This is a genomic window from Saccharothrix lopnurensis (assembly GCF_042658445.1).
Classification (GTDB): domain Bacteria; phylum Actinomycetota; class Actinomycetes; order Mycobacteriales; family Pseudonocardiaceae; genus Actinosynnema; species Actinosynnema lopnurensis.
Window position 1 is genome coordinate 242,473 of the sequence record NZ_JBHSQO010000006.1, and the last position, 10,689, is coordinate 253,161.

Below are 10,689 nucleotides of genomic sequence, written 5' to 3' on the forward strand. Positions count from 1 at the left end.
CGCCGACGGCCACCAGGCCGCCGGCCGTCCGCGTTCCCGAGGAGCCCCACCTTGCACACCGGTCCGTTCCTGCACCGGCTGGCCGCGCGCGTCGTGCTCGACGTCCGCCAGGCCCCGGTCGACCTGGAGGAGCGCCTGGCCGTGCTCGTCGACCTCGCGGCCGCCGACCCGCGGCTGGCGGTCGACCTGCTGGCCGAGGTCGCCGCGCTGGTCGACGACACGGTGGTGGCCCGCCTGGTCACCACCCCGCCCGCCGGGTCCGCGGCCGAGCTGGTCGACCGCGAGGCCCGCCGCCGCCACGCCGCCGGCGACCACGCCGCCTGGGTGCGCACCGGCGCGACCCGCTACTGGTGCGCCGCCTCGCGCCGCCGCCAGCGAAGCGGTGGGAGCGCCCGGTGACGTACTTCCTGCTGGGCGACGAGTGGGCGACGGACCCGGCCTGGTCGGTGCTGGCCGAGGGCAGCGCGCGGCTGATCCGCGACCTCAAGGCCGGGCTGGTCGACCTCTACAGCGAGAGCAGCCACCACCGGCACGACGGCTACCTGACCCAGGAACAGGTCGACCGCTGGTGCTCCCGGCGCGTCGTGGCCCTGCTGACGATGAGCGTGCTCGGCCGCGCCCCGAAGCTGCACCGCAAGGGCGACGAGTGCGCGTGCCTGGGCGAGGAGTGGGTGCCCGGCTTCACCTACCGCATCCACAAGTTCCTCAAGCGCAACCCCAGCCGCAAGGAGCAGGACCGCGAGGCCCAGAAGCGCGCCGACCACCGCAACACCGCCCTCAAGCACGCCGTGTGGGTCCGTGACGGCGGCTGCTGCCGCTACTGCCGCAGCGGCGTGCTGGGCAAGAAGTCCGGGCGCAACAAGGACCTCAGGAAGGTCCTGAACTTCGACCACGTCGACCCCGACCAGCCCGCGGGCCCCGACGGCGAAAACCTCGTCACCGCGTGCAAGCGCTGCAACACCTACAAGGGCGCCCGCACCCCGGCCGAGGCCGACATGGTGCTGCTGCCGGCGCCCACCGAGGCCGAGACGGCGGCCTGGACCAAGCGCGGCCGCCGCGCGTTCGACCTCGTGCTGCACGAGTCCCCGATCAGCGAACCGATCAACGACGGATCAGCCGCCGATCAACAACAACAGCATCACCACGTCGGTGATCGCGCGGTTGATCCCGCCGCTGATCACCAACCGGCGCACAACACCCCCACCACCGACGACACCACGCCACCGGTGGATCACCAGCACACCGACGAGCAGCGAGAACAGCGCCGGCCAGGGCCTGCGAGGTCTCCGGGTCGGGTCGGGTCCCCGCCATCCGGCACCGGCACCTCCCACCCCACCGGCCAGCCCGTGCGCACCGGCGACGCGCCGGACATCTACCACCAGCGCGCCCGCCTCCCGCACGCCCCGCCGGTGCCCCGCTCGTCGACCCCCCGACCCCCCGCCGCCCCGCCCTCGGAAGGGAGACCTCCCTCATGACCCGAACCCGCCGCCACCACCACGCCCAGGGCACCTACGACCTGCTGGAGGAGCGCACCCACGTGCTGCGGGTCGCGTGCCCCGCCCCACCCGACGGGTGCGGCGCCCCGGTCGACCAGCCGTGCCGCCAGCCCCACCGCCCCCGCGACGAACGGGAGCCCTGCCCGCCCGCCCCCGAGGGCTGCGGCGTACGGGCCTGGGAGCCCTGCACCAGCTGGCACGGCGCGCCCCGGCCCGGCCTGTCCTGCTGGCGGCGCATCCGGGCCGCCGACGCCGCGCACCCCGAGGACGCCCACCCCGCCCTGCCCACCCCCGACCCGGCCGCGGCCACCGAGCCCGGCCGCCGGCTGCTCCCCGTCGACCAGGTCCGCGGGGACGTCGCCGGTCACGTCGAGCCGTGCGGCTGGTGCCACCGCCGCGTCGTGTGGGCGGCCAACCCGCGCGGCGACCGGCTGCCGGTCGACGCCGAGCCCTCGGCCGACGGGCACCTGGTGCTCTCCGTCGTGGCCGACGGCGACGCCAGCCACGTGCGCGCCCACCCCCTCGCGCACGGCCAGCTCGACGGCGCCCGCCGCCACGGCCACCGCCTCCACCTGCCCCACCGCGAGACCTGCCCCCAGGGCACCCGCTGGTCCCGCCACCACCCGACCCGCAAGTCCTGAGGAGAGACCCATGGACGTCCGAGAGGCCTGGATCGTGTCCACCTCCGACCAGCCGCTGGTCGACCGCTCGGCGCAGCTGCGCGCCATGACCGGCCGCAGCCTGTGCCTGGATCGCGTCGTGATCGACGAGATCGAACGGCGCTGGCGCGCGGCCGCCGAGGCGATCGGCCCCGTGCTGGCCGAGACCCTGCGCGCCCTGGCCCCGGCTGTCGAGCAGGCAAGCCGAGCCCTGTCGGACATGGCGAAGTCGTTGCGGGAGATGGGCCTGCTCGACGAGGCCCCGCCGACCGAACCGCAGGCGCGGGCGCTGTGGCTGCGGCAGCACCGCAGCACCGGCCCGGCCACCCGGCAGCGTCCGCCGCGCTCGATCCACGCCCGGCGGTCGCGTTGACCCTGTGCACCTCCCCGAGCTGCCGCACGCCCGACGCGCACGTAGAAGTCGACTCCCTGCTGTGCGTGCCGTGCGTCGACCGGCTGTGGCAGCTGCTGCGGTGGATCGAGTGGCACCTGGCCATGCTGTCGCCGCGCCGGCGGGTCCGGCCGCAGATGGTCGCCACCGCCGGCGGGTTCGGCCCCTCCAGCCCCGCCAACGACGACGCCCTGGTGCTGCTCGATCCGCGCAGCGCGGCCCGGGGTGTCGGCCGCTCCCTCACCGGCCCCGAGGACGACCCCAACCCGCTGCTGTCGGCCCCGGCCGTGCTCGGCGGCTGGGCCGAACAGGTGTGGGAGGCACGCACCCCCGAGTCGCTGCGGTCGCTCATCCCGGCCCCGGCCACGCTGCGCGAGGCGGTCTCCACCCTGCTGCTGGCGCTGCCCTGGGTGGCCCGCCAGGCGTGGGTCCTGACGTTTGCCGACGAGGTCGACCAGCTGGCCCGCCAGGTGCGCGGCGTGGTCGGTGACGCGCCGGACAAGCCGGTGGCCACCTGCACCCGGCTCGTCGGGGCCGCCCCGGCCCCAGGCGCGGTCGACGACCGGCCGGTGTGCGGCGAGGACGTGACCATGTGGAAGCACGAGCGCGACGGCCAGGCCCCGCTCGTCGGCGCCCGTTGCGGCGGCGGCCACACCTTCACCGGGTTCGAGCTGATCGACCTGGCCAGGAAGAAGCACAAGGAGATAACCGCGATGAACAACCCCGCCCGCCTGTTGGAGCTGCTGGAGATCGAGGCCGCCGAGCTGTGGCCCGTGCCCGACGACACTGAGGTCGACGCCAGCGCCATCCACGAACGCGTGTACCGGGAGGAGCACTCGTGCGTGCGGTGCGGCCAGCGCGCCCAGGTCGCCTACGCCCTCCAGACCGGCGCGGGCAGGCGGTGGCTGGACCTGTGCGCCGCCGACTCCGAATGGCTGGTCGACGCCGCGAGCCGACCGTGATCGCCCGCCGGGTCCGGATCACCGCGGCCGAGCGCCTGCCCGCCGGCCGGGTGTCGGCCGCCGAGCTGCTGGCGCTGCTGCACGCCGAGGCCGACCGCACCGGCGACGAGCGGCTGCGCGTCACCCAGAGCACGCTGCGCACGTGGAAGAACCGGACCGGCGTGCCGGTGAGCCCCGGCAAGGGCTACGACGTCCACGAGGTATACGACTACCTGCGCACGCGCGGCGACCGCGGCCAGCGCCGCGCCGACCGGCCAGCAGGTTTGACCGCTGATCAATCCACGTGAGACGCTTCGGGCGCGGAGCTATGCCCACAGGCCCCCGGACCACTCCCCGGTCCGGGGGCCTGTCGCATGTCCGGGGGTGGTGGTGATGCCCCAGCGCGTGCTGTTGATCTGCGGACCGCCCTGCAGCGGCAAGACCACCCGCGCCCTCGGCCTCGCCCGCCAGGACGGCGGCCAGGTGATCGACCGGGATCTAATCGCCCGCGCCCTGGGCAGCGCCCGCAGCCACATGCACGCCCCCGACATCACCGCCCGCGCCGAGCGCGAGATGCGCGCCCAGCTGGACCGCCTGGCCGCCGCGCGCACGGGCACCGCCTACGTGGTCCGCTCCCTGCCGCACCCCGACAGCCGCCGCGTGGAAGCCGAGCGCCTGGGCGCCGAGGTCGAACTGCTGGACCCGGGCATGGCCGAGTGCATCCGCCGCGCCCAGCTGGACCACCGGCCCCGCGGCACGGTCGCCGCGATCCGCCAGTGGTACCACCGCGCTGAGTGGCCCGGAGAACACGCCGGTGTCCTCGGCAATCCCTGCTGCGACTGCAGGCAACCCGCCGCCGCCAGCGTGCGCTGTTACCGCTGCTGCGAGAAGCTGCGCGCCTCGCGCCGGTGGCGGCGGCTGAAGCTGCAGGTGTTCGCCGAAGAGGTCGAATGCTGGGTGTGCCAGGAGTACGTCGACCAGGCCCTGGCCGTTGAGGACCCGCGGTCCCGCACCGTCGACCACGTGTGGGCCCTGCGCGACGGCGGACCGGCCTACGAGCGCAGCAACTGCCGCCTGGCGCATCGCGCGTGCAACACGATCCGCACCAACCAGCTGCGGGCCGAGCGCGGCCCCCAGCTGCTGATCGTCAACCCGTACACCATCTGACCCGAACGGACACCGCCATGCCCGAGCGCGTCTCCATCCACCTCACCGGCCCCGGCCGGGGCACTGTCCACGTGGGCGAGGCCAACGTGTCCGACCTCGTGCGCGGGGTCGCCATCACCGCCCAGGCCGGGCACCTGCCCACGGTGACGCTGGACCTGATGGCCTGGCCGGTGGCGTTCGACGGCGAGGCCGACGTGCAGCTGCCCGCCGACGTGGTCGCGATGCTGGTCCGGCTGGGCTGGGCCCCGCCCGGCAGCGTCGACCTCGGGGGAGCGTGAGGTCATGGCCGTTCGCATGATCGCCTCCAGCCGCGACACCAAGGCGGCACGTGCCCGGCGGCGGCGACCGGTCCGCACGTGCACGGCGCAGACCGGCCCCGTGTGGAAGCTGGGCGGCGAGCCGTGCGGCTGCATCCTCCGCGAGGGTCACCGCGAAAGGGACTGGCCCCACTACCGCCCCTACCACGAGTGCTCGTGCGGGTCGTGGTGGTCCAACTCCATTCGGGCTAACCGTCCCCCCGGGACGGACACCCCCTCTGACCTGCGGAAATAGGGTCACCGGCGCAAGCCTCTGACCTGCGGAAACGTGCCCCGTCCTTTTAGGAAGGGGTGGCAGCCCCACCCCGCGCCCAACCTCCCCTCAATCTCCCCCCGCACAAAAATAAGGGGGTCGGAATGGTCGATTCGAATGCACTGCGGGCGCGTCGATATCGCCTGCACAGACGGGGTGACCACTCGCTGTGCAAGGTCGGGAATTGCGCCGAAGTAACGCGGCCCGTTACGCGTGACACGGGGTCTGATCAGCGGGAACGTACCGGCGGACTGGACGCTCCGGGCCGCGCCTTGTGGTCGGAGGTGACCGGTGGCGAAAAGCTTCCGCCGATGCAGGCGGCATTGCTGTTGCAGATTTGCCGGACGGTTGACCGGCTCGACAAGATCGACGCTCAACTGCGCGGCGACGAATCGAGCTGGCTCACGATCGAGCGCGACTACGACGACCCGGCCGCCCCGGTCGTTGTCGTGGTCGACAAGGCGCTGGCCGAGGAGCGGCTGCAGGCAACCGCGCTCAAGACGTTGATCGGGGAGTTCCGCCAGGCGCTGCGGGCACCGCGGCCGGGCCGCGCCGGTGCCTCGGGCAACCCCGCGCCGTCCCCCGCCGCAGCGCCCTACGCCGGTGGCCAGGCCGCCACCGGCACCGCGGGGGGTGGTGGTTCCGTTGTCGACGTTGCCGCCCGCCTTGCTGCGAGGCGCAAGCCACCCACGGGTTGAGGTCCGGCCCCCGGGCGTTGCCGACGACTTCGGGGCCGAGGCCGCCGACCTGATGGCGCGGGCGGGCAAGCCGCTCTACGAGTGGCAGCGCGACTCGGTGCAGCTGCTGCTGTCGATCCGGGACGACGGCCGGTGGGCGTGCGTCGAGTACGCCGAGATCGTCGCCCGGCAGAACGGCAAGGGCGGGGTGTTGGAGGCCCGCGTCCTGGCGGGGTTCCTGCTGTTGGGCGAACGCCTGATCATGTGGTCGGCGCACGAGGTCAAGACCGCGTCTGAGGCGTTCATCCGGATCAAGGAGCTGCTGCAGGCGCTCGATCCGCGCCCCGACGAGGAGAAGGCCGCAGACCCCAACTTCATCCTGGTCGACGGCGACGTGCCGGTGAAAATCAGCGAGGCCAACGGCCAGGAGGGGTTCAAGCGGCTCGACACCGGCCAGCGCATCCGGTTCATCGCCCGCAGCAAGGGCAGCGGCCGGGGCTTCTCGGGCGATTTGAACATCATCGACGAGACGTTCGCGTACACCGGGGCGCAGCACGCCGCGCTGTTCCCGACGATGCTGGCCAGGCCGAACCCTCAGATCATCTACACGTCCACGCCGCCGCTGTCTCCGGACAGCGGCGAGGTCATGCACACGCTGAGGGCGCGGGCCAAGGCGGTGCTGGAGGCGCTGGCCGCCCTCGGCAACCACGGCGGCGACGACCGGTTCGGGTTCCGGGACTGGGGCCTGGAGGGCGACCTGGACAACCTGGACCAGGTCGACCTGGACGACCCGCGGCTGTGGGCGCGGGTCAACCCGTCGCTGGGGCACAGCTGGATGACGCTGGAGATCCTGGCGATCGCCCGACGCACCCTGCCGCTGCTGGAGTTCGCCCGCGAGGTGCTGTGCATCTGGCCCAGGGCGCAGGACAACGCGGGCGCGATCGACGCCAACCGGTGGGCGGCGCTGCGCGATCCGGAGTCGCGGCGGGTGGGCGAGATCGCCCTGGGCGTGGACATCAGCCCGGACCGCGAGTGGGCGGTGATCGCGTTCTACGGCGTGCGCGCCGACGGGGTCGGGCACCTGCAGCTGCTGGACTACCGGCCCGGCACGGACTGGGTCATCGAGCGCCTGGCGCTGCTGCGGCAGGTGCTGCGGCCGATCGGGATCGGCATGGGTAAAGGCACCTACGCGTCGTTGGAGAACGCGTTGCGCGACAACGGGTTCACCGTGCCCGAGGACCCGGACAAGCCCCGGCGCGGGCAGGTGCTGGTGCTGGACTACCTGGACATGTCCGCCGGGTGCAGCCAGATGCTCGACGCGGTCAAGCACAGCCGGCTGCGGCACGTGGGTGACGACCCGCTGGACAAGGCGGTGGCGGCGGCGAAGGTGCGGCAGACCACCGACAGCGTGGTGTGGGCGCGCAAGCAGGACAAGGCCAAGAACGACATCGGGCCCCTGGTCGCGGGCACCGAGGCGAAGTACGTCCACGAGACGTGGCTGGGGATCGTCGTGGACGACGACTACGACCCGCTGGACTCGATCGCGTGAGGAGGCGGTGACGTTGTCCCGCGAGATGATCACGACCCTGTTGGACCTGGCCGCGCTGCTGGCGGTGGCGGTCGGTGCCACCGCGGCGGTGTGGCTGGCCGTCGGTGCCCCGGCCGTGGCGGTCGGCGGCCTGGTGCTCTACGGCGGCGCACGGCTGATCGAGCACCTGGCCGCCACCTCGGGCAAGGGCGGTGGTGCGGGGTGAGCCTGTTCTCCCGCCGGTCCGTGACGTGGCCCGACGCGGGGCAGCTGGTGGCCGAGCGCACCGCCGGCCGCACCGGCGCCGCACCCGTCACCACGTCGAGCGCGATGCGCAACAGCGCGGTGTGGGCGGCGGTGCGGCTGCGTGCGGACCTGCTGTCCACGATGCCCGTGGACGTGTTCCGCAAGGTCGGGCCGCTGCACGTGGAAGTGCCCACACCGCCGGTGCTGACCAGCCCCGACGGCCCGATCGACGAGTGGCTGTACATGAGCCAGCAGGACCTGGACCGGGCCGGGAACTGCTTCGGGATCATCACCGCGGTCGACGGGCTGGGCCTGCCCGCGCGGATCGAGCTGCAGGACCTGGCCGAGGTCACCGTGCGGGTGCGCGACGGCCGGGTGGCCCGGTACCGGATCGGGCGGCAGTGGTACGAGCCGCACCAGGTGTGGCACGAGCGACAGTTCCCGGTGGCCGGGTTCCCGCTCGGGCTGTCGCCGGTCGCGCACGCGGCGCTGACGCTGCAGCAGACGATGAGCGCGCAGCAGTTCGCGGTGGCCTGGTTCACCCAGGGCGGGATGCCCTCGGTGGCGTTGAAGAACACCGCGAAGACGCTGAACAAGGAGCAATCGGCCGACATCAAGGCGCACTACAAGGCGACCGTGGGCCAGGGGGACGTGTTCGTGCACGGCTCGGACTGGGACCTGAAGCCGATCAACGCCACGGTGAGCACTGCGGCGTTCGTCGAGTCGCAGCAGGCCGGCATCCCGGACATCGCGCGCTTCCTCGGCGTGCCGGCCGACCTGATCGACGCGGCGGTGTCCGGGCAGTCGGTCACCTACGCCAACATCGGGCAGCGCAACCTGCAGTTCCTGATCATGAACCTGGGGCCCGCGGTGCGACGGCGCGAACGCGCGCTGTCGACGCTGACCCCTCGGCCGCGCACGGTCAAGCTCAACTCCAAGGCCCTGCTGCGGATGGACCCCGAGACCCAGGCCCGGGTGATCGACATGCAGGTCAAGGGCCGGCTGCTCGCGCCGTCCGAGGCGCGTGAGCTGGACAACCGGCCGCCGTTCACCCCCGAGCAGCTGGAGGAGTTCGACCGGCTGTGGGGGCGCCCCAACACCAAACCGTCGTCGGGAGGTAACCCGTGATCACCGAGGAGATGCGGGCCGCTGCGGCGGTGCGCGCACAGCAGACCAGGGCGCCGGCGGACCGGCCGAGCAAGCGCCGGTGCGCCGAGGAACCCGGTTCGCTGCCGGTGGTGCGGGTGGCCGTGCGCGGCCTGGACGTGCGCGCCGCCGGTGCCGGCGGCGGGTCGCACAAGTTCCGCGGCTACGCCTCGGTGACCGCGACCGGCTACGAGATGTACGACTGGGCCGGCCCCTACACCGAGCTGGTCGACGTCGGCGCGTTCGCGGTCACGCTGTCCCGCTCCGACCTGGACGTGCCGCTGGTGCTGCAGCACGAGTCGCTGCGCCGCATCGCGCGCACCACCTCGGGGTCGCTGTCGCTGACCGAGGACGACACCGGGCTGCTGGTGGAGGCCGACCTGGACCCCGACGACCACGACGTGCAGTACATCGTGCCGAAGTTGACGCGCGGCGACATCGACGAGATGTCGTTCAAGTTCCGCATCACCAGCGGGCAGTGGTCGCCGGACTGGACGGAGTACCACATCAAGGAGGTCGACCTGCACCGCGGTGATGTGGCGATCGTCGGCTACGGCGCGTCCCCGCACACCGCGGGCGCCGGTCTCCGCGCACCCGCTCCCGACCCGCTCACGCTGGTGCGTGGGCTGCCCGACGACCAGGCCCGCGTCGCGTTCGAGGCGCTGCGCGCCCGCCTGGCCCCCGACCCCACGCCCTCGGCGGTGCGCATCACCGACGAGGACGTGCAGCTGCGCGTGCTCTGACACGCGCCACCCCCTGCTGTTCCGCGCGCACGTCCGACCTCCCGCGCCGCGCCCGCCGAGGGCCTGGCCTGGGTGTCGCTGCCTGCTGCCCGCAGGGCCATCACCCCACGACACCCGCACCGCGCGGGAGGAAGGACGGCGTCATGACGCTCGCCCAGCTCATCGAGCAGCTGCGCGGCCAGATGGCCACGAAGCTGTCGGAGCGCAACCAGAGGGCCCAGCGGCTGGCCGAGCTGCGCGCCCAGGCCCAGCCGGACCAGGCCGAGGTCGACCAGCTGCGCGCGGCCAAGACGGCGCTGGACGCCGAGCTGGACCAGATGCAGGCCCGGCTCAGGGACCTGGAGGAGGAGAAGGAGCGCGACGAGGCGGCCGACCGCCTGTCCCGCGAGATCGCCCCCGGCGCGGGCCGTCCGGCCTACGACCGGGTGGCCCGGGTCGGCGCGGAGGAGCGCACCTACCGGCCCGACCAGGACCGCCGCGGCGTGCGGTTCGCCCGCGACGTCGCGGCCGCGCACCTGAACGACTACGCCGCCCAGGCTCGCCTGGCGCAGCACATGCGTGAGGAGCAGGTGGAGCGTTCCGAGGCGGTGGCCGGTGCGGAGGAGCGCGCGGTGGGCACCGGCGCGTTCACCGGCCTGGTGGTCCCGCAGTACCTGGTGGACATGTTCGCGCCGATGGCCACCAACGGCCGCCCGTTCGCGGACGCCGTCTCCCACCACGACCTGCCCGAGACCGGGATGACGGTGGAAATCGGGCGCGGCACCACCGGGACGTCGGTGGCCAACCAGGCGTCGGAGAACGCGGCGGTGTCCGAGACCGACTTCGACGACACGGTGTTGTCGGTGCCGGTGCGCACCGCGGCCGGTCAGCAGACCGTGTCGCGGCAGGGCGTGGACCGTGGCGTGCGGGTGGAGGACACCATCTGGGCGGACCTGATCCGCCGCTACCACGCCAACCTGGACTCCAACCTGCTCAACCTCGCCACGGTGGGGCTGTCGGCGGTGTCCACGGCGGTGGCCTACACCGACGCCAGCCCCACCGCGTTGGAGCTGTACCCGAAGATCCCCGAGGCGCTGGCGGGGATGGAGGGCGCCCTGGTCGACGTCGCCACCGGCGAGAACCTGG

14 protein-coding genes are annotated in these 10,689 nt (G+C 73.4%); all 14 read left to right on the forward strand.

Annotation, left to right across the window (positions count from 1 at the left end):
- Positions 1–51: 51 nt before the first annotated feature.
- Positions 52–399: a hypothetical protein gene (locus ACFP3R_RS09190; protein ID WP_380634618.1), complete on the forward strand. Its 348-nt coding sequence runs from the start codon at positions 52–54 to the stop codon at positions 397–399.
- Positions 396–1,475: an HNH endonuclease gene (locus ACFP3R_RS09195; RefSeq protein WP_380634620.1), complete on the forward strand. Its 1,080-nt coding sequence runs from the start codon at positions 396–398 to the stop codon at positions 1,473–1,475. Before ACFP3R_RS09190 ends, ACFP3R_RS09195 begins: the two co-directional genes overlap by 4 nt.
- On the forward strand, positions 1,472–2,137 hold the full coding sequence (locus ACFP3R_RS09200; RefSeq protein ID WP_380634622.1) for a hypothetical protein: 666 nt from the start codon (positions 1,472–1,474) through the stop codon (positions 2,135–2,137). The genes ACFP3R_RS09195 and ACFP3R_RS09200 overlap by 4 nt, the downstream gene beginning before the upstream one ends.
- Positions 2,138–2,147: 10 nt before the next feature.
- Positions 2,148–2,528, forward strand: a complete 381-nt coding sequence (locus tag ACFP3R_RS09205; protein WP_380634624.1) for a hypothetical protein — start codon at positions 2,148–2,150, stop codon at positions 2,526–2,528.
- Complete coding sequence (locus ACFP3R_RS09210; RefSeq protein WP_380634626.1) at positions 2,525–3,508, forward strand: hypothetical protein; 984 nt, start codon at positions 2,525–2,527, stop codon at positions 3,506–3,508. The genes ACFP3R_RS09205 and ACFP3R_RS09210 overlap by 4 nt, the downstream gene beginning before the upstream one ends.
- Positions 3,478–3,795, forward strand: a complete 318-nt coding sequence (locus ACFP3R_RS09215) for a hypothetical protein (protein ID WP_380634627.1) — start codon at positions 3,478–3,480, stop codon at positions 3,793–3,795. Before ACFP3R_RS09210 ends, ACFP3R_RS09215 begins: the two co-directional genes overlap by 31 nt.
- Before the next feature lie 85 nt (positions 3,796–3,880).
- Positions 3,881–4,654 carry an AAA family ATPase gene (locus ACFP3R_RS09220; protein ID WP_380634629.1) on the forward strand — a complete coding sequence of 258 codons (774 nt, stop codon included), beginning with the start codon at positions 3,881–3,883 and terminating at the stop codon, positions 4,652–4,654.
- Between the two features lie 17 nt (positions 4,655–4,671).
- Positions 4,672–4,932 (forward strand): hypothetical protein, encoded by a 261-nt coding sequence (locus ACFP3R_RS09225; RefSeq protein WP_380634631.1) that lies wholly within the window; start codon positions 4,672–4,674, stop codon positions 4,930–4,932.
- A gap of 576 nt (positions 4,933–5,508) precedes the next feature.
- Complete coding sequence (locus ACFP3R_RS09230; protein WP_380634633.1) at positions 5,509–5,922, forward strand: hypothetical protein; 414 nt, start codon at positions 5,509–5,511, stop codon at positions 5,920–5,922.
- Positions 5,891–7,450 (forward strand): hypothetical protein, encoded by a 1,560-nt coding sequence (locus ACFP3R_RS09235; RefSeq protein ID WP_380634635.1) that lies wholly within the window; start codon positions 5,891–5,893, stop codon positions 7,448–7,450. Before ACFP3R_RS09230 ends, ACFP3R_RS09235 begins: the two co-directional genes overlap by 32 nt.
- 7 nt (positions 7,451–7,457) lie before the next feature.
- Positions 7,458–7,655, forward strand: coding sequence for a hypothetical protein (locus ACFP3R_RS09240; protein ID WP_380634636.1), 198 nt, complete (start codon positions 7,458–7,460; stop codon positions 7,653–7,655).
- Positions 7,652–8,803 (forward strand): phage portal protein, encoded by a 1,152-nt coding sequence (locus tag ACFP3R_RS09245; protein ID WP_380634638.1) that lies wholly within the window; start codon positions 7,652–7,654, stop codon positions 8,801–8,803. The genes ACFP3R_RS09240 and ACFP3R_RS09245 overlap by 4 nt, the downstream gene beginning before the upstream one ends.
- Positions 8,800–9,564, forward strand: a complete 765-nt coding sequence (locus ACFP3R_RS09250; RefSeq protein WP_380634640.1) for an HK97 family phage prohead protease — start codon at positions 8,800–8,802, stop codon at positions 9,562–9,564. The genes ACFP3R_RS09245 and ACFP3R_RS09250 overlap by 4 nt, the downstream gene beginning before the upstream one ends.
- Before the next feature lie 143 nt (positions 9,565–9,707).
- The coding region (locus ACFP3R_RS09255) for a hypothetical protein (protein ID WP_380634642.1) at positions 9,708–10,689 on the forward strand (982 nt) is incomplete at its 3' end.